We start from the raw sequence: 18,860 nt of genomic DNA, 5'->3' as shown, positions 1-18,860 counted from the left end.
GTATCCCCTATTCTGACCGCAAACTTTTCACCGGGTTGGTGAGCGCGGCCTTCACAGACTGTACGCTCACCGTCAGCAATGCAATGCTGATAGCGGCCAGGCCCGCCACTGCAAACATCCACCAGCTGAGGGTAACGCGGTACGCAAAATCTTGCAGCCACAGGCTCATGCCGTACCAGGCCAATGGCGTGGCAATAACAATGGCAATCACTACCAGCAGCATAAAGTCTTTCCCCAGCAGTTGCAGAATACTGGCCACGCTGGCGCCCAGCACCTTGCGGATGCCTATTTCCTTGGTTTTCACCTGCGCCGTGTAAGCCGCCAATCCCAGCAGGCCCAGGCAGGAAATGAGCACGGCCACGGTGGCAAAGATGCTGAAGAGGCTGGCTGTGCGCTGTTCAGACTTGTACATGTTGTCGTATTGCTGATCGAGGAAGGTGTATTCAAACGGGAAGTCGGGGTTGTATTTTTTCCACAGCTTTTCTACCGCGGCAGCTGCCTTTGAGGCGTTTCCCCCGGTGGTGCGCACATACATGCCGTCTCCCGATGGCCGGTACACAAAAATGGCCGGCTCTATTTTCGTGCGCAGTGAAGCAAAGTGAAAATCCTTTACCACGCCTATGATGGTGCCCGGCTCGTCATGCAGCACAAACTTCTTCCCGATGGGGTTGGTGATACCGGCTTCTCTTACCGCCGTTTCATTCAGGATGTAATGCGCTGAATCAGATGCAATGCCTTTGAAACCCTCTCCCTCCACAATGGGAAGCTTCATCAGTGATAAAAAGTTGGAGTCAATGTACATGCCATGAATAAAGAACTCACTGTTGGGCTGTTTACCGTCCCAATCCGTATCACTGGTGGTATTGCCGATCTGCAGTATCTGGTCGTTAGCAGTGCTCAGGCCGGTGATGGCAGGCTCCTGCATCAGCTCCGCACGCACGGCCGGGAGGTGGGCCCGCATGTTGCGCAGCACAAAGGTGAACACATGTTCTTTATCGTAGCCCAGTTCTTTTTCATTGATATAGGTGAGCTGGCCGGCAATCACCAGCGTGCCGGTAATGAGCGCTACGGAAAAAACGAACTGGGTGGTAACCAGCGCCTTCCGGAAAAAGGTGGTGCTCATACCACCGCGCAGCTTGCCCTGCAAGGCTTTCAGCGGTTCAAAAGAGGAAAGGAGCAAAGCCGGGTAAATGCTTGACAGCAAGAGGGAAACCAGCACCGCTGCGCCTGCCAGCGCCCACACGCCGCCATCGGTAAAACTGAACGCAATGTTGCGGCCGGAAATATTATTGTACACCGGCATGAGCACATAGGTGAGCACCATGGCGGCCGCCATGGCAAAGGCAAATACCAGCGCGGTTTCTGTTACGAACTGGAAGAAGAGCTGCCGGCGCGCCGCGCCCATGACCTTGCGCACGCTCACCTCCCTGGCCCGCAGCATGGCCCGCGCCGTGGAAAGGTTCACGTAATTGATGCAGGCAATGAGCAGGATGAGGATGCCGATGATGAGGAAAATACGCACGGTCTGTATCTGCCCTTCACTGCCGTCTGCTTTATAAAGATGCATGTCCCGCAGCGGCATCAGGCGGTACGGGTCGTCATACTCCAGCTTGCGCCGTTTGAAGAGGCTGGCGGCCAGCTTCTTCTCGGCCACTGCGGGAGAAACGCCCGGTTTCAATTGCAGGTAGACATGATAGTCGAAGTTGCCGATGTCTGTATCAATGGTCTTCCATTCGCCGTTGCCCCTGAACAATTTGGCGCAGAGGCTCATGGGGAACAGCATGTCATATTGGATGCTGGAATTTTCCGGGAAGTTGGCCATTACGCCGGCCACTATGAAATACTGCTTGCCGTCTGCCCGCAATACTTTGCCCACCGCCTCTGCAGTGCCGAAATACCGTTGCGCCGCGGCTTCCGTAAGGACCACGGAATAATCTCCCTGGAAGGGCTGCTGCGGGTTGCCTTCCAGCAGCGGGAAGTCGAACATCGTAAAAAAAGAGGGGTCAACGTAGGCCTTTTTATCGTTCGTAAAACGCTTGCCGCGATACTCAAAGAGAGAGAAATTCCAATTGTGCCTGATGCGTACGGCTGCTGTTACTTCAGGCACTTCCTCCTTGGCAAAAACGGCCAGCGGCGCGTGCATGCTGGTCCATACCTGGCGGCTCTCCTTAGGCCCCATATTGGCAAAGGCGCGGTAAATATTGTCTGCGTTTTTATGGAACCGGTCGTACGTCAGCTCATTTCTCACCCAGAGTAAAATGAGGATGCCCACGGTGAGGCCAATGGTGAGCCCGGCTACGTTGATGGCGGAGTAGAACTTATGTTTGACCAGGTTTCTCCAGGCCGTTTTGAAGTAGTTCCTGAACATGGCTGAAAGGTTAGGCCATACGTGCCGCAATTATATTGCCATTCCTGCCGCGCCCTGCTGGCGGGCCTTGCGGCGGGAATGGCATATGCCGGCTGTCCGGATGTGAACGGGGAACGTCCGTTTCCGGACAGGAAGCTTGAGAAGATGGAAACTAGTTGATCTGTAATTTTTTCAGCAGCGCCTTGTCAAGCGAGGCTTTGGGCACTATCACGTTAATGGTGTTCACCGCAAAGTACGGCTCAGACACATATACATATCCTTCAAACGGGGAAGAGGTAGTGCCCCAGGAATTTTTCACAATAAAGAACGGTTTGCCTTCTTTGCTTTTGCCAACGCCGGTGATGTGCATCAGGTGGTCATCTTGCGTAACCAGCTGTTCAAAGAGGCCCTGGCGGTAGGCGGCCGTTACCTTTACTTCTTCCAGGTCGGGGTTGGGCTGTGTTTTGTTCGGCACTGTATCATGTACCGGTGAAAAAGCGTAACCGTATTTGGAAACGAAGCCCCTGTTGCTCACATCTGCGTCCCACATCACGGTATAACCTTTGTTCACGGCCGTTCTGGTGGCGCCAATCAATTCATCGAGCGTAACGTTGTAAAAAGCGCCGTTGGCGTGGTTATCCGGCAGCTCCAGCACAAAACTGCTGTAGTAGGGATGATGGGTGAAAGAAGTAAGGCTTACATAATCAGATTCCTTAAACTTCACCACTTGCTTCGCAAACTCCTGCGGCGTGTAGGTTTTACCGTTATAGTCAAAACTGGCCGGCGGCGCGCCGCCCATGTATTCGTCCATGATACCGGCGTATTGCTGCTCCCAATTGGCGGGTGCGGGGCGTTTTTTCAGGATGGTGTCCAGGTAGGCACGCAGCGCTTTCACCATCAGGCCATGGTCAAACTGCTCCTGCCCTGCTTTCAGTCCGCTGTAGGCAGATTCCGGCATCAGGCCAAACAGGGAGGCGGCTTTCAGCACATCGTGGCCGAGGCCGCCTTCGTCAAACTGCGCTTTGCCCTGCCGCAGCAGGTAGTTGCGGGCTTTCAGCAGGTATACATTGCGTACGGTGTACATTTCAGAAAGGTCTGGCTGGGCCATGCCCTGGCGCATGCATTGGCTTTCTATCAGTGAAGTGGTGGAAAAGCACCAGCAGGTGCCGGTTCTGCCCTGGCTCTTGACGGCGGTAGCAGCGTTATTCTTCAGGATAGTGATGCCATCACCGGCGGCGGCGCGGATCATTACCGGTTTCTCCTGGGCTGCGGCCTGCAGGCTTAGCAGTACGCATGCAACCGCCACAATATTTTTTCTCATAAGCAGTATAATGATATTATGCTGCAATATAGGTTAATTTTCGTGCTCTATCCTGCCCTTGCCGGAGATGGCCTGGTTAACGCTGGCGGCGCCCCTGTATTTGACGGAACCGCTGCCTGATACGGACACGTCCAGTTTTTTGCTGGCATTTACATAGGCTTCCCCGCTGCCGGAAATGCCCAGTTCCATTTGCTGCGTTTGCAGGTCTGGCGCCGTTACCGCGCCGCTGCCGGAGATGCCTATTTCAGCATCGTCTGCCCTGCCCTGCAGCTTTACTTTACCGTTACCGGAAATGCCTACTTCCAGCTTCCGGTACTGCAGGTTCAGGTCTGCGTCTCCACGGCCGCTGAGCGCCACTTCGAGCTTGTCCCCTTTCACTACGCCCTCGGTATAGAAACCGGAGGTACCGCTGCCGGCAAGACTTTCCAGCTTCACCACCGTGATCCTTGCAATAATATCGCTGCTGGTTTTCAGATTGTAGCCTTTTTTGGGGCCCAGGTGCAGCTCATCACCATCTATTCTTGCTTCAATGTACGGGAGCAGGTTCTCGTCTGCTTCCAGCTCAATGGAAGGCGTGCTGCCCTGGGTGATATACACCTTGAACTTGCCGGAGGTGGAAATTTCATCTATAGCGGCGCTGGCCTCCCGCTTTTCTTTTTTCATTTTACCGTTGCCGGTAATCTGCTCCTGCCGCTGCGCCTGGCCCGCAAACGGGGCCAGCAGCAGGGCGGCAAAGGCAAAGGAAGCAATAGCATTGAGTGCTTTAAAGCTTGTTTTCATGCTCAATTCATTTTTGGTTTTAGATTATTCTCCTGCCAATTTTACATCGCAGTAAGAGCCGTCTATTTTGATCAGGCCGGATGCGTCTGTACCATTGGACGTTATGGCGGAAAAGGAGAGGTTATTGTTTTTGCGGATGTTGGTCACGTTCTTCCATTCAAAATCACCGGTTTTCAGGTCTCCATGGTGAAGGTTGGCAGTGATCCTGAAAGCGGATTTGCCTGCCAGGCCCAGCTTCAGGTCTGAATAACGGAGATGGGCGGTAATGGAGGTGAAAGAAGGGTCTACGCGGCGGATGTTCAGGTCTGTATAGTTCACATTGAACACCGCGTTCTTTTTAAGCGTTTCGGCCCGCAAGTTGGAGTAATTGCCGGTGAGAGACAGGTCGCTCACGGCAGCCAGCCGGTACTCGTCATAGTTGGAGTTGAGCCGCATGTTGCCGGTTTCTCCGAAAGTATAGCTGCTGTTGTTGGAGTTGACCTTCAGCTCCCGCGTGCTGCCGCAGCGGAGGGAGGAATAGTTGGCGTTCAGCTCCAGCTGCTCCACCTGCGCAATCCGCGCCTTGTCTGTATAGTTCATGTTCACCTTCAGTTTCTCCGCGTTGCCGATGTCGAAAAAACCGTAGTTAACGCTGATGCGCGTGTCAAAGGGCAGCTCCCTGGCCAGTATATCGCCAAACTGGTTGTCTAGCGCCACAGACCGCATGTTGCGGGGAATGTTCACCACGTAGTTGATGTTCACGTACTCCCGAGAGTCTTTTTTACCGAAAGAGAACCATTTGCCGCTGCCGGTATTGTATTTTGTTTCTATGCGGATGTTGCTGCCGGATTCAGAGCCTTGTATGTCTACCATTTCCGCCATGCTGCGGGCCTGGTCCCCGCTCTTCCCGAACCCGATGATCTCTATTTCCGCCCGCACCATGGGTTTGTCCCACACGTTGACCACAATTTTGCCGTACTTGTTCAGCACCGCCAGCGTAGAGCCGGAGCCGGCCCTGAACTCTTTCACCACGCGGATCTTGTGCTCTTCATCTCCCTTTGTGGCAAGGGCGGCGAAGGGCCATAACAATAAGAACAATAATGTAGATTTAGAGTGCATCTTTTTTATTTAAAGGTGAGTTGTCATGGTATTTTTCCTGTTCGGCAAGGATCTTGTCCAGCAGCTCCAGCTTCATCTGGTAATAGCGCACCATGGCGGCGCGGATGCGTTCATTGCCGGGGTTGCTCATCAGCTCTTTTTCCAGCAGCAGGTAAGTATCGTTGCGCAGCTTCAGCTCTTCGCGGGCGGTGCTGTCAAGGCCCAGCTGGTCTTCCGGGTATTGCTCCAGCTCATCCAGCTTCTGCTCTATCCTGGAGGTGTAGTAGAGCTGCATTTCTTCCATTTCAGGCAGCACGTAGGCCACTTCCTGCTTGGCATTCAGGAACTTCACCAGCAGCCCGGCGTTTGCCACCAGGGCTACGATGATGGCCGCTTTCCACCAGTGGCGCGCCATCAGCTGCACCACCCTTGCCCGTTGTTTCACCGGCAGCTCTTTTTCCAAAGCCGCCCAAACGCGCGGGCCGGGGCCCTCCTCTTCAAACGCACTGCGGTTTTGTTGTATGAAATCTTCCAGCTCCATATTGTTATACTTCTTTCGTTTTAAGTTTTACCAGCTGCCGCACCTTTTCTTTGGCCCGCATGAACTGGGTTTTGACGGTAGATTCCGTAATGCCCAGCATTTCCGCTATCTCGCGGTGGGAGTACTCTTCAAAGATGTAGAGGTTCAGCACCGTGCGGTAACCATGCGGCAGCTGGCCGATGGCCTCTTTCACCGCGGAAACGGTAAGGGCATAAGCCCCTTCGTCTACCGCCGCTTCCTCTGCCGCGTCCGTCTCTCCCACTTCTTCAAAGTATACTTTCTTTTTCCGCAGGTAGCTCAGGCAGTGGTTCACCACTATCCTTTTGATCCACGCGGTGATGCTGCTGTCTGAACTGAGCTTATCCAGGTTTTTGAACACCTGCAAGAATGCCTCCTGCAACACGTCTTCCGCATCGGCGGCATGCCCCGTCATCCGCAGGCAAATGTTGTACATGGCCCTGGCGTATGCCTCATACAGCTCATGGAATGCCCGGACGTCGCCCTTGCGGCAGCGTACCACGATCTGATCTGTTACAGGCATTTTTTCCAAAGCGTTAGGGTATAAACTCATATTAAAGACGGCGGGGGGTAAAAATGGTTGCATCTGTTCACCATTTATTTTGAATTTACTGAAAATCATAGAGATAGAAAAACAGAACGCGGCCAGCAAGTGGCCGCGTTCCTTCCATCCTTATATACCTAAAACATGATTAGGTACGTGCTTGTGCTACTTCACCCTGCTCTGCTCATCTTCCAGCCCGGTTTTACGGTTGCGGGCCTCTTTCACATTTGAATTTCCGAAGCGGTAGGTGAAGGATAACCGGAGCTGGCGGCTGTCCCAACGGGTGCCCAGGCGTACCTGGCGGTTGTTGACATTATAGGTGCCGCTGAAGCGCTGGGTATTGAAGAGATCGTTCACGTTCAGGCGTATGGTGCCCTTCTTGTCCAGCACCTGCTTTTGCAGGCCCAGGTTGAAGGCATACATGGCGTTCATGCGGAACAGGCCCTCCTGTGAGATCTGCGGGGATACGAAGAAGAAAGACGCTTCTGCGGAATACCCCTTTTTAAAGGTAAAAGTGTGCTGCGTTTGCCCGAAGAAGCCGCCGGAGGCGCGTTTGATCAGCTCCCCGTTTACCGTGGTCTCAAAGGCGTTGTAGAACACGGATACCGTGGTGAACGTTCTCCACCATTTGGTAACGGGTACCGGGGCGGATACGTTCAGGTTGATGTTGTCTTTTTTGGCCACGTTCATGTATTTATATACAATAATGGTGGTATCTCCGGTGACGGGGTCTACGCCCGGCTCCAGGATGCGTGACAGCATATCGCTGGTGCGGCTGTAGCCGATGGCCGTGGTCAGGAAAGACTTGAACGTATGCGTCAGGTCAAAGTTGTGGGAATACTGCGGGCGCAGGTTGGGGTTGCCCCCCGCCTTGGTATACCGGTCAAGGAAAAACTCGAAGGGGTTCAGGTCATCGTAGCTGGGGCGCTGCAGCCGGCGGCTGTAGGAAATGCCCCACTGGTTGTTCTTGTTGGCCGCGTAGCTGAAAAACACGCTGGGGAAAAAGTTGAGATAGCTGGTGTCATTCACCTGTTTGAGGGTAACGGAGTTGCCCTCCACGTTGGTATGCTCCGCACGGAGACCGGCCTGCACACCGATCTTTTTGAACTGTTTGGAAAAGTTGATGTAAGCGGCGTTCACGTTCTCCTTATATATAAAGTAATTGGAACGGTTGGCGTCATACTCCCATTGTGAGCGTTTGAGGGAGTCAAAGCGGGAGTTGTTGTCCGAGTCTACAAAGCTCAGTTTGATGCCCGCTTCAATTTTCGCTTCCTTCTTCAGGGGGTGCGTATAATCGATCTTCACCGTTTTGATATTGATCACCGATGGCTGCAGGCTGCGGGTGGTGTCTCCCCCCCAGTATTGCTTGCCGGTGGCATCCATATAGGCGGAGTAAAGGCGGCTGCCCTGGTCTTCGGAGTTGCGGGAATAGTCCAGGTCTATGTTCAGCTCCTTGCCGGCAGTGTCCAGCTTGCCTTTGTAGTTGACGTTGTAAGACTGGCGGTCCCACGTATTATAATTATCTGACACCGTATGCAGGCTGGAGTCTATGGCCTCCCCGCTCCCTATCCAGGTAGTGCTGTTGCCGGCGCCCTTCCAGCTGCTGGTGGCCAGGTTCACCATGACGCCCAGGGTGTGGTTGTTGTTGATGAAATAATCTGCCCCGAACTTGCCGCCGTGATACTGGTTCTTTTTGTCTATGTAGGTGTTCTGGTCAAAAGTGATGCGGCCTGATTTCTCCAGGTTGTCACGGTAAATGCTCAGGTCTTCAAAGTTCCGGTTGTAATTGTAATTGTAGGAACCGTACACATTTACCTTTTTATTGCGGTAGTTGAGATTGAGCCCCCCGTTTGCCTTCGGCAGCTTGCCCTGTATAAAACCTGCGTTCACGCTGCCGTTGGCGCCGTAATTGGAGTTCTTTTTCAGCTTGATGTTGATAATCCCGGCGTTGCCAGCTGCGTCGTATTTGGCGGAAGGATTGGCGATCAGCTCTATCTGGTCTATGTTAGAGCTGGGCATATTTTTCAGCAGCATGGCAACGTCCTGGGGAGACATGTTCGTGACTTTGCCGTCGATCATAATGATCACACCGTTCTTGCCACGCATGGATATATTGTCATCTTTATCTACCTGTATTCCGGGTGACTGTTGCAGTACCTCCAGGGCAGTGCCGCCTGCCGCTACAATACTGTTTTCCACGTTCACCACCATTTTATCAGCTTTTTGTTCTATGAAGGGGCGTTTAGCCGTTACGTTTACTTCTTTCAGGTTGCGGGAGGTTTCTTCCAGGGTGATGGCCGGTACTTTTACGGGGCTGCCGTTCACGGTGAAGGGCTGGCTGTAGCCTTTTTTCATGCCCATGTTCACGGCGGCCACCAGGTAACGCCCTTCGCGGATACCCTCAAACTCGTATTTGCCGTCTACCCCGGCTATAGCCCCTTTTACCAGGGAAGAGTCTTTTGCTTTCAGGAGGGTTACAGTGGCAAATTCTACCGGTTTATTGTCTGTGCGGTGCACCTGGCCGTTTATTTTCCCTTTAAGACCGGGGGTGCCGTTCCCGCTCTGGGCCTGAGCCATGTTGCCGGTACTGACCAGTAAGGCGCTCAGGGTCAACAATTTAAATATCGATTTCATATAAGGCGGATGTTTAGATTTGGACTAGTTAGGTTGTTGTGCTATAGTTCCTTTCTTTAACTACTACAGTGTAAAGGTAGGTAGTATGTTTTACATAGTACATAATTATACACAAGTGGTCATTATCTGGTGATGATTGGTAAAAAGTGGTTTGAGTGAAACTTCAGCTTGCCGGCGTTATGGCCGCTTTGTGCAAGGAAGACGGCCGGCGGCGGTGATTGTTACAAAACCTGTGGCAAAACTAGGTGGAAGCGGGTGAATGCTGAGGGGAAAAGGGATGAACCGGGTTGATCTTGTGACTAAAATGACGAATCGGGGAAGCGGGATGCAGACAGGAACGGGGCCACCTTACCGGCTGGCCCCGCTCCTATAGTAATAATATATACTACTCAAACTTTAATGCCGCAATCACTTCCGGCAACTCCTCCTGCATTTTCTCAAACGCCACGCGCTCCTCTTTCCGGATATGGGCCTCCAGGCTGCGGGCCAGCTGGTCCATGGCCTCTACAGGGTTGGGGTTATCTACCAGCGCGCTGTACATGCCGGAAATAACGCGGTGCTCTGCTATCAGCTCGTCCAGCAGGGCGTCTATATCCGCCCGGTGGCCGCGGCATTGTTCAAACAGGTAATCTTCTTTCTGGATGTGCGGCACCATGATCTCCTGGAATACTTTGACCATGTAGGCCATTTTGGAATCGGCGTCCAGGGGGTAGCCCTCATAAGGGGCCGCGTCTTTTTTCAGGTACCTGCATACGAAGAGCAGGGTTTTATGCTCGTGGGAAAGCGGTACCAGGTTCGGATGGCGCTGCATCAGGCTGTTTTTTGTACGGGTTTCGTTTTACGGGCGTACCAGATAAGGCCGGCGCCGCCTATTACCAGCAGGGTGGCAATGATTTCCGCCTGCGTGGGGTGAAAGCCGAAAATATCGTACTTCGTGTTAACCCTTATCTTCTCCACAAAGAAACGTTCAATGCCGTTGAGTATCAGGTAAATGCCGAAGATCACGCCGGGTATGGTCACCCTGGAGCGGATGGCCATCAGTACAATAAAGAACAGGCCGCAAACTATGATCTCGTATAACGGCGTGGGGTACACGCCAACAGGCAATGCATTGCAGTACTCCCCTTCGCAGCCCTGCAGCGGCATACCATCGTTCACCACATTATGCGGGTAGCTGTAGGCAAAGAAGAAGTCTGGCAGGAAGCTGAGTGAAGCCGGCTTTTCAAAACGTTTGTGGGGCACCTGCTCCAGGCTGCCGAAGTGCCGGGTGAAATAGGCAGAGTCCCGGTGCAGCACATCCTGGTACTGCGCTTCGGAAATGACCTCCACCTTGCCGGTGGGGTTGGTGCCGTAGGCGCTGTTATTAATGCCCCAGTCACCATCTCCTGAAAACTGGCAGCCCATGCGGCCTACCGCATAAGCCAGCATCAGGGCCGGCGCCGCGCTGTCTACCAGGTGTTTCCAGTTGATCTGCTTTTTGTGGGCATAGCGGATAATGACGTAGGCGGCTACAATGAGGCCGCCGTAAAAGGTGAGGCCGCTGGCGGAAAAAAGGGAGCCCCAGGGGTCTGCTACAAACTCGCCCCAGTTTTCCAGGTTGTGGAATATCTTGGCCCCTATCAGGCCGGCCACTGCCGCCATGATGGTAAAATCAGGCACCCGCTGGTGCGGCCATACATTTACTTTTTCTTCTTTAGGCTTGGGAAGGGCGGCCTTCTTTTTCGTATAGTACTTCCAGTAAGCCATGGCGGCCGCTACCAGGATGCCGCCAATTACGCTGCCCTGGCCGGAGAGAAAATAAGAACGCAGGTCTTCCGTGCCTGCGCCAAACATTCCGAGTATCTTGAACCCGATGATGAACCCGATCACCGCGCTCACCAGCATGTCTCCCAGGGAGGCCGGTTTGCCGGTTACGATGGTTTCCTGCACGGGGGCCAGCCATCCCAGCTTTTCCCGCCGCCGCAGCTCCGAGGTCAATACATAAGCCGCCGCCAGAAAGGCAATGGCCACAAAAAAACCAAACGTTTGTACAATCTTCAAAAAAGGTATCTCTACTCCAAACAGATCCTTGAATGCGTAATATAAATTAGGATACATAGGCGAAAAAAAATGGTGATCTGAGTTTTCCTATGAACAAAGCCGAATTATATCAAAAGGAAAATCAAACCACCAAGTTACATTACAATTACGAATTACGGGTTTTAAATCAAAGATTATTCTGCCCGTAATCCGTAATTGATCTTAGCAATATTCATCGAAAGCAGCCAACAGGTTGGTTGCGATCAGCTGTGCAGAACGGCCTTCAATCATGTGGCGTTCTATAAAGTGCACCAGTTGCCCGTCTTTGAACAGGGCAATGGAGGGAGAAGACGGCGGGTAAGGCATCAGATGCGTACGGATCTGTTTTACCGCGTCTGAATCAAAACCGGCAAAGCTGGTTGTTAAACGGTCAGGCTTTTTCTCGCTGGTAGCTACCGCCATCAGTACGCCCGGACGGGCAGTACCGGCCGAACAGCCGCATACGGAATTGATCACTACCAGGGTAGTGCCTTCCTTGGCCAGCACCTCATCCACCTTTCCAGGGGTGAGCAATTCTTCAAAACCATTATCTGTAAGTTCTGCCTTCATCGGCATCACGAGTTCCGCAGGGTACATAATATTTCTTTTTTGCAAAGTTAATAATATATCGACATACTTGAATAAATAAAGTAAATCAGACATTATGTCTTATTGATTCACAACAAACTGCCTATTTGTCTTGCGCATCCCTCCTTTTGCTGGCGAAATTTCCGGAATGTGGCATTGGTATCCGGTTTGATCGACACCGGGTGTAACCGAAAAACTAAATGGTTTAACACAAAAAATTATAAACACTATGACACTCGTAAAATTTAATCATCAACCGGCCCGGACCCTCAGCGGCTTTGTAGACGAAATTTTCAACGGCAAGCTCAACCGCGATTTCGGTTTTTCCGATTTCTTCGGCCAGCAGGCCCCGGTGAACATCAAGGAAACCAAAGAGGCCTATATACTGGACGTGGTAGCGCCCGGCCTGGAGAAAGGTGACTTCAAGATCAACCTGGAAGGGCAAACGCTGACCATCAGCTCTGAGAAGAAAACGGAAAATATTGAAGAAGGCGACAAACAGATCCGCCGCGAGTTCAGCTTCCGCTCTTTCTCCCGCTCATTTACCGTGAACGAGAACATTGACGCAGATAACATCAACGCGAAATACGAAAACGGTGTGCTGAAAGTGACCCTGCCTAAAAAAGAGGCAAAACAGGACACTGCAAAAGAAATTACAGTTGCATAAGGGTTAGGATAGCAGGGCCGCTCCATCTGGGGCGGCCCTTTTTTATGCCCCAAATTACCACTAACGTTGAATGGCAGGCAGCGCGCAGGATAGTACCTTGCTTTCACATATCTTATTATTACCAGGATGAGCCGGGCCAACAAAATATTAAAGAACTTATCCATATACCTATACCAGCACACCGAAAAAACGGTAACAGCCAAACTCATCCGCAGGCACGCATGCGCATTTGAGCAGGCACGTATCAAGATGCTGTTCGATTTTCTCTTTTTTTATACGCTCACCCTGCTGCCTATGCTGGTGACATTGCTCTACCTGCATGATTATCTGAACCTCGGCATCACCGCCGTGTTTGCCGGCGTGTTTGTGCTATGCGCCTTCCTGATGAGCCTGGGCGTAAGCACCGCGGTTACCGGTACGGTTGCTGCACTGAACACCCTGCTGGTGCCCATGATATCTTCTTTCACCAATGACCTGGACGTATCCCCCATATATGCCATGCCCTGGATGATGGCCTGCATGCTGGGCTACTTTGCGGTAAACCTCAGAACGGCGCTTTCCCTTGGCTTGCTGCTGTTCCTCTACCTGGGCCTGGTAGCATATATGAAAATACACCACCTGCCCGTATTCCTGGCTCCCGCTTATTCCTCGCTGGACAAATACCTGGTTACCCCCTTCCTGATGGCGGGCTACCTGGTAGTGTTCCTGCGGGTATGGGGCGTATACTACCGCAACATTACCCGGCTGGAGCAGCAGCAAACCCTGCAGAAGCAGCAGCAGTTCTCCGCGCTCATCAACCAGAACCTCACCAAACAGTTCCTGCTGCTGAAAGGCCTTTCCCGCTCGGGCAAAAATGAGTTCATGGAAGGCAACCTGGAAATGATGGATGCCTGCTTTTCTGAAATAGAGAAGCAGTGTGATTCAGCTATCAACTTCCTGGACAACACCGGCGCCACTGCCGGCAAATGAGCTTACAGACAGCTCTCCTTTCTGCGTGTATCCACCAGGTATATGATTTTCCAACCTTTTGCCGATTTGCATAGCTGGAAGGAGTTGACCCCGCAATGGCTGAAGCGGCTGCCGAGGTAAAAACTGTATGGCGTCCATACGGAAGCGAGAGGTCCGTCAATCATAATCTTGTCAAATGTGATCCGCTCGTCCCACACGTCCGTGTGAGGGGTGCCAACGGCGGTAATGAATTGCTGAATACTGGCGCTGCGCACTATAACACCTTTGTTCGGAGGCGTTATAACTGTTTGCATGATAGCCTTTTCATCGAACACATCCTTTACCATAGCGCTATCCCCCTTCTTCATGCCGTCAAACAGTTGACGGATGGCGCTTTTCACGGCCTCTTCTTCGGAAGACTGCGCTGCTGCACGGTTAGAACATATGAGTAATAATAACAAAGGAATAAAGCAGGCCTTTTTCATATAGTAGAAGGGGTTGTAATTATTAAATCTATTTAATATATAGCGCGCACTTGCAGCGTAATTTTCATTAGAAAATTGCAAAAAGATACAACTAATTGGTATTTGCCGGGGAGGGCTATACCACTACTTTTACACTGAGCAAATTATTATCGTAACCTATTGCCACCTATACCGAATCACAATGCCTTTTTCCTTATGCCTTGAAATTTCCTTTTACCTTATGCCTTGAAATTACATTTATGGACCCGTTCCATAAATGTGTAATTCCCTTGCCATGAATGTTGGATCCGTCTATCCTATGAAATTATGGGCTCTCCAGAAACGGGGGGCCTTATTTTATTTGAACGATATTATTAATATGACAGACGGTAAAAAAAGAAACCCCTTGGAGAACCAAGGGGTTTTTAAGTGGATTACTAACCCATTTTTTTAATAACCCAAAATTTTCAGCATGCTTTGGGAGGTTTGCTCCTTAGCGTATAGCCAGTCTTTTAATTGTCCGTTTTTGTCGTACCCCACAATCACATGTTTGGGGGAAGGTATCAGGCAGTGTTTGATGCCGCCGTAACCGCTCAGCTGGTCCTGGTAGGCCCCGGTATGGAAAAACCCGATGTAGAGGGGTTCCCCGTTGGTGAGCTTGGGCAGGAACACGGCGTTGATATGCTCTTCAGACGTGTAGAAGTCGTACCCGTCACAGGTAAGCCCTCCCAGATGCACCTCCTGGTATTCCTGGTCCCACTTGTTGATGGGCAGCATCAGGAACTTTTCTCCGATGCCCCAGGTATCAGGCAGGGTGGTAATGAAAGAGCTGTCTATCATATACCAGTTCTCCCGGTCGTTCTGCATTTTTTCCCCCAGCACGCTGTAGATCACAGCGCCGCTCTCCCCTACGGTAAACGAACCGAATTCCGTATAGATATCCGGTACGGGTACCTTGTTCTTCTTGCACACGCTCTTGATGTTGGCTACGATCTCGTTCACGATATAAGCGTAGTCGTAATCAAACCCAAGGGAGTGTTTGATGGGGAAGCCGCCGCCCAGGTTAATGCTTTCCAATTCCGGACAGATCTTTTTCAGCTGGCAGTAAAGGTTCAGCACCTTGTTAAACTGGCTCCAGTAGAAAATGTCGTCCTTGATCCCTTTGTTCATGAAGAAGTGGAGCATTTTCAGCTCAAACTTCGGGTTGCCTTTCAGCTTGTCTACATAGAACTCCAGGATGTCTCGGGAGGCAATGCCCAGACGGGAGGTATAAAAGTCGAAGGTAGGCTCCTCCTCCGCGGCAATGCGGATACCCAGCTTTACCGGGCCCTTGGCGCGGATGAATTTGGAATAGTCTTCCAGCTCCTCCTTATTGTCCAGCACCGGCAACACGTTCGTAAAGCCGCTGTTGATCAGCTTGGCTATACTACGGGTATAGGTTTTTGTCTTATACCCGTTGCAGATGATGAAGGTATCTTTGGTGATCTTTTTGCGTTCGTACAGCTTATGGATAATATCTATATCGTACGCAAAAGACGTTTCAATGTGCACATTGTGTTTCAGCGTCTCCTCCATTATAAAGGAGAAGTGCGAACTTTTGGTACAGTAGCAATAATAATAATTGCCATCATACCTGTTTTTCTTGATCGCGTCCTGGAACATCTTTTTGGCCCGGTTGATCTGCATCCCTATTTTGGGCAGATAAGTGAGCTTGAAAGGCGTTCCATACTTGTCGATCAGCGCCCGGATATCCAACCCGTTAAAAATAAGGTTGTTATCCTTCACTTCGAAACCCTCCTGGGGGAACTCGAAGGTTTGGTTAACGAGGTCCGTGTAGGTGTTGTTCATTTAACGCTGTGAATGAATTTTAGAGTTAGTAAAAACTTAAACTACAGTATAAATGAGCTGGTAACTTCTGGTTTTAAGTTGATAACAACACACCTACGTAAGTCGTTTGACCAGCAAAATCGGTTGCAAATCTACTATTTTGTTCCAATGCATTTCCAAAAAATTTCCATCTTTTTTATGGAAGGAGGAAAGTTTACTTAAACAACTGTATTACAGCAACTTAACTACATTTAACTATAGTTGAAATTTCAATCACGCCAGGGTATCTTCTCCCGGAAGCCCTGTTTTACAACCCCTTCATAATCACTTCAATAGTTCTACCGCCCTTTTCCCTTCACAGAATAACAAGTCAAGGATGCTAAGGTTCGGGAAAAAGCCGGTCCGTTCCCCAAAAACCTGGGCATATACCGGCACGCCTTCCGGCGCCGGCTGGCCCGGCTGCAGGTGGTCTCTCCTGTCCAGCACGCCCGTGGCGGGGTCATAGGTTTTCTCAAAGCGGTCTGTAAGGCTGATTTCCGGGGAAATGCCCAGCACCTGGTTGGCCCATTGGAGGCAGGCCATGTTCCAGTCAAGCAAAAAATCGAACCTGCGGGTGTAGAGATCTTCCAGTTCATTTTCGAAGTACTCGAACCAGGGGGAACGGCGGTATGCGGAAGTAAGGGTTTTCCAGTGAAGGGCCTGCCAGTTTTCCTGGTTGCTGATGCGAACATCTTTCATGATGGTCCGCTGATTTTTTCCTTTCGATAGGGGAACGCTTAAAAGAATAGTTCCGTTCGGCCCGGCCACGTAACAACGGTTGCGAAAACTCACCTTCTGGTAGTGTTCATATCTTTCAATTTTTAATATATCGACCTCAATTAAAGTTTTATAGAATGAAATTGATGGAAAGTATTGAGATTCAATAAGTAAAATTCTGTTCTTGTATCCTTCTGTCATATCGTCATAATTAAAGTAAAAAGTCTGCGAAATCATTGAAAAGCGCCTGGTTAAAATTAAATATTAAGCTACAGTTATAACACATTAATCCATTGAAAAACAGTTCATAGAATGGTTTAAAATATGCTATTTGCTTTAGCAAAAAAACGTTTTAACCGGAATATTAAAAGTTAACAAAAATACTAAAGTTATTAGTTCTAAAAATGGTTGATTTTAGGTCGTTTTCACTTAAAGTGAAATTTCAAATAGAAGGGTGTCTCCCAGCCTTCCGGATGGTAATCTTTAACTTCTTGTTTAGTTTGAGTTTTGTAGGTTTGGGGAAATTTTAAAAAACCGCCGTTCATGAAAAGGTATACTTGGGGCATTCTGGTGTTCCTGCTGTGGGGTACCCTCAGCTCCTGCGACAAGATGAAAGACCTGGAGTTTCTCCGGGTGGCAAGCTTCGATTTTGACAACCTGAGCTTTTCAAAAAGCACCGTTAAAATGGAGCTGGCCTATTTCAACCCCAACAATTTTTCCCTCCGCCTGAAAGATGCCGAGTTCGATATTTTCCTGGACGACACCAAAGTGGGGCATTCCCTGCAGGATACCCTGATAGAGATCCCGGCCAGGGATACGTTTTATTTTCCGGTGAAGCTGGAGGTGGAAATGGGCAATGTTTTCAAGAATGTGCTGGGCGCACTGACCAATAAAGAGGTCACCATTAAGGCCGCCGGGAATTGCAAAGTGGGCAAAAAAGGGGTATACCTGCCCTTCCCGATCAGGTGCGAAACAAAGCAAAAGCTCGATTTTTTCTGAGAAAAGAGCAGGCCCGGTATGCGGGTCTGGAAGGAATAAAAGCCGGTTTTTTCCCTGCGGGAAGAACCGGCTTTCTGATTTTTGGATGCCACTGGATCTCGCTAAAGCACATAAAAAAACCGCCCCGGGAACACCCGGAGCGGTCAAAATCTTCTGAAAAACCTATCCCTTTTTCTTGGGTTGTGGCCCTCCACCGTCTTCCGGTTTCTGGCAGCATTTAGGCAATTCCTTGTAAGAATCCTCATTCGCCGTTACGTCATCCGCGTCATATCCTACATTGGCAATGGCGGTTTTGATATTCTCAACATTGGTGCGGTCAGTATAATATTTCACCGTTGCCTCTTTCTTTTTCACATCTACCACCATGGATTTTACCCCCTCTTCCCGGAGAAAATAACGCTGAATGCGGTCTTTACACATGTTGCACTGCACGGTAGGCACCTTGATCTTGGCAGTGGCCAGTGTGCCCTTCTTTGCCTGGCCCATTGTTACCCCTGCCCCGGCGAGCAACAGCAACAGCATTAATTGGATTGTACGCATAGCAAGTCTTTTTTAAACCAACACAATATACTATTATAAAATTAAATATGTTCGCTATTTTCCCCATACATCCGGGGCAGCGCGCCAGGCCTGCAAAGTGCTCTGCTCTTCGGCGGATACCTGTCCTTTTTCAAGCGCCAGCTCTATCAGGGCGCTGTAGTTGCTCAGGGATCTGAAGGGCACGCCGGCCGCTTCAAAAGCCTTCACAGCCACATCAAACCCGTAATTAAAGATAGACACCATGCCTATCACCTCCCCGCCGGCGGCGCGGATGGCCTGCACGGCCTCCAGGCTGCTTTTACCGGTAGAGATCAGGTCTTCCACCACTACCACGGGCTGGCCGGGCTGCAATACGCCCTCTATCATATTACCCATGCCGTGCTCTTTGGGTTTAGACCTTACATATATGAACGGCAGCTTCAGCTGGTCTGCCACCAGCGCCCCGTGAGGGATGCCCGCCGTAGCCACGCCGGCTATTACCGCCGCGTCAGGGAAGGTTTCAAATATCAGGTTGCTCAGTTCCGACTTGATAAAATCACGTACGTACGGAAAAGACAATACCTTGCGGTTATCGCAATAAATGGGAGATTTCCATCCGGAAGCCCAGGTGAAGGGCTTGGCCGGGCTCAGTTTTACGGCCTGTACCTGGAGCAGCTTCTCTGCTACCTGTTTTTCGCTGACATTGTTCATAACGGCGCAAAAGTACGATGAATAATGCAAACGATTATTTTTGCAGGATGGAAATGCCACT

General features: G+C 50.7%; 18 protein-coding genes. 3 read left to right on the top strand and 15 right to left on the bottom strand.

What is annotated here, in order from left to right; genetic code table 11:
- Window positions 1-7: 7 nt before the first annotated feature.
- From ABDW36_RS12680 to ABDW36_RS12635, 10 genes are all read right to left on the bottom strand, one after another.
- Window positions 8-2,368: an ABC transporter permease gene (locus ABDW36_RS12680; protein WP_343702273.1), complete on the bottom strand. Its 2,361-nt coding sequence runs from the start codon at window positions 2,366-2,368 to the stop codon at window positions 8-10.
- 151 nt (window positions 2,369-2,519) lie between these two features.
- Window positions 2,520-3,668: a C1 family peptidase gene (locus ABDW36_RS12675; protein WP_343702272.1), complete on the bottom strand. Its 1,149-nt coding sequence runs from the start codon at window positions 3,666-3,668 to the stop codon at window positions 2,520-2,522.
- A gap of 33 nt (window positions 3,669-3,701) precedes the next feature.
- Complete coding sequence (locus tag ABDW36_RS12670) at window positions 3,702-4,448, bottom strand: head GIN domain-containing protein (RefSeq protein ID WP_343702271.1); 747 nt, start codon at window positions 4,446-4,448, stop codon at window positions 3,702-3,704.
- A gap of 24 nt (window positions 4,449-4,472) precedes the next feature.
- Entirely contained in the window at window positions 4,473-5,525 is a 1,053-nt protein-coding gene (locus tag ABDW36_RS12665) for a hypothetical protein (protein WP_343702270.1), read from the bottom strand.
- A gap of 10 nt (window positions 5,526-5,535) precedes the next feature.
- Window positions 5,536-6,066, bottom strand: a complete 531-nt coding sequence (locus tag ABDW36_RS12660; protein ID WP_343702269.1) for a hypothetical protein — start codon at window positions 6,064-6,066, stop codon at window positions 5,536-5,538.
- 4 nt (window positions 6,067-6,070) lie between these two features.
- On the bottom strand, window positions 6,071-6,607 hold the full coding sequence (locus ABDW36_RS12655; RefSeq protein ID WP_343702268.1) for an RNA polymerase sigma factor: 537 nt from the start codon (window positions 6,605-6,607) through the stop codon (window positions 6,071-6,073).
- Window positions 6,608-6,793: 186 nt separating this feature from the next.
- On the bottom strand, window positions 6,794-9,262 hold the full coding sequence (locus ABDW36_RS12650; protein ID WP_343702267.1) for a TonB-dependent receptor: 2,469 nt from the start codon (window positions 9,260-9,262) through the stop codon (window positions 6,794-6,796).
- A 385-nt stretch (window positions 9,263-9,647) separates the two neighbouring features.
- Window positions 9,648-10,073, bottom strand: coding sequence for a hemerythrin domain-containing protein (locus ABDW36_RS12645; protein WP_343702266.1), 426 nt, complete (start codon window positions 10,071-10,073; stop codon window positions 9,648-9,650).
- Window positions 10,073-11,302: a prolipoprotein diacylglyceryl transferase family protein gene (locus ABDW36_RS12640; RefSeq protein WP_343702265.1), complete on the bottom strand. Its 1,230-nt coding sequence runs from the start codon at window positions 11,300-11,302 to the stop codon at window positions 10,073-10,075. Before ABDW36_RS12640 ends, ABDW36_RS12645 begins: the two co-directional genes overlap by 1 nt.
- Window positions 11,303-11,503: 201 nt before the next feature.
- On the bottom strand, window positions 11,504-11,917 hold the full coding sequence (locus ABDW36_RS12635; RefSeq protein WP_343702264.1) for a BrxA/BrxB family bacilliredoxin: 414 nt from the start codon (window positions 11,915-11,917) through the stop codon (window positions 11,504-11,506).
- 220 nt (window positions 11,918-12,137) lie between these two features.
- Between ABDW36_RS12635 and ABDW36_RS12630 the strand changes: the two genes are divergently transcribed.
- Together ABDW36_RS12630 and ABDW36_RS12625 are read left to right on the top strand one after the other, a co-directional pair.
- Entirely contained in the window at window positions 12,138-12,575 is a 438-nt protein-coding gene (locus ABDW36_RS12630; RefSeq protein ID WP_343702263.1) for an Hsp20/alpha crystallin family protein, read from the top strand.
- Window positions 12,576-12,701: 126 nt separating this feature from the next.
- A complete protein-coding gene (locus tag ABDW36_RS12625) occupies window positions 12,702-13,544 on the top strand; it encodes a hypothetical protein (RefSeq protein WP_343702262.1) in 843 nt (280 codons plus the stop codon).
- 2 nt (window positions 13,545-13,546) lie between these two features.
- Here ABDW36_RS12625 and ABDW36_RS12620 read toward each other — a convergent pair whose 3' ends face one another.
- The 3 genes from ABDW36_RS12620 to ABDW36_RS12610 all read right to left on the bottom strand — a co-directional run bounded on the left by ABDW36_RS12620 (window position 13,547) and on the right by ABDW36_RS12610 (window position 16,771).
- Complete coding sequence (locus ABDW36_RS12620) at window positions 13,547-14,008, bottom strand: nuclear transport factor 2 family protein (protein WP_343702261.1); 462 nt, start codon at window positions 14,006-14,008, stop codon at window positions 13,547-13,549.
- Window positions 14,009-14,437: 429 nt separating this feature from the next.
- Entirely contained in the window at window positions 14,438-15,835 is a 1,398-nt protein-coding gene (locus ABDW36_RS12615) for an arginine decarboxylase (protein WP_343702260.1), read from the bottom strand.
- A 303-nt stretch (window positions 15,836-16,138) separates the two neighbouring features.
- Window positions 16,139-16,771: a WbqC family protein gene (locus ABDW36_RS12610; protein ID WP_343702259.1), complete on the bottom strand. Its 633-nt coding sequence runs from the start codon at window positions 16,769-16,771 to the stop codon at window positions 16,139-16,141.
- A 342-nt stretch (window positions 16,772-17,113) separates the two neighbouring features.
- Here ABDW36_RS12610 and ABDW36_RS12605 point away from each other — a divergent pair, with 342 nt between their 5' ends.
- A complete protein-coding gene (locus tag ABDW36_RS12605; RefSeq protein WP_343702258.1) occupies window positions 17,114-17,569 on the top strand; it encodes an LEA type 2 family protein in 456 nt (151 codons plus the stop codon).
- Window positions 17,570-17,731: 162 nt separating this feature from the next.
- On the opposite strand, the gene ABDW36_RS12600 is transcribed toward ABDW36_RS12605, so the two are convergent.
- On the bottom strand, window positions 17,732-18,109 hold the full coding sequence (locus tag ABDW36_RS12600) for a cation transporter (RefSeq protein ID WP_343702257.1): 378 nt from the start codon (window positions 18,107-18,109) through the stop codon (window positions 17,732-17,734).
- A gap of 54 nt (window positions 18,110-18,163) precedes the next feature.
- Window positions 18,164-18,799: an orotate phosphoribosyltransferase gene (pyrE, locus tag ABDW36_RS12595; protein WP_343702256.1), complete on the bottom strand. Its 636-nt coding sequence runs from the start codon at window positions 18,797-18,799 to the stop codon at window positions 18,164-18,166.
- Between the last annotated feature and the right edge of the window lie 61 nt (window positions 18,800-18,860).

This window comes from Chitinophaga sp. (assembly GCF_039596455.1).
GTDB lineage: Bacteria > Bacteroidota > Bacteroidia > Chitinophagales > Chitinophagaceae > Chitinophaga.
This window is presented reverse-complemented; position numbering and strand designations above follow the sequence as displayed.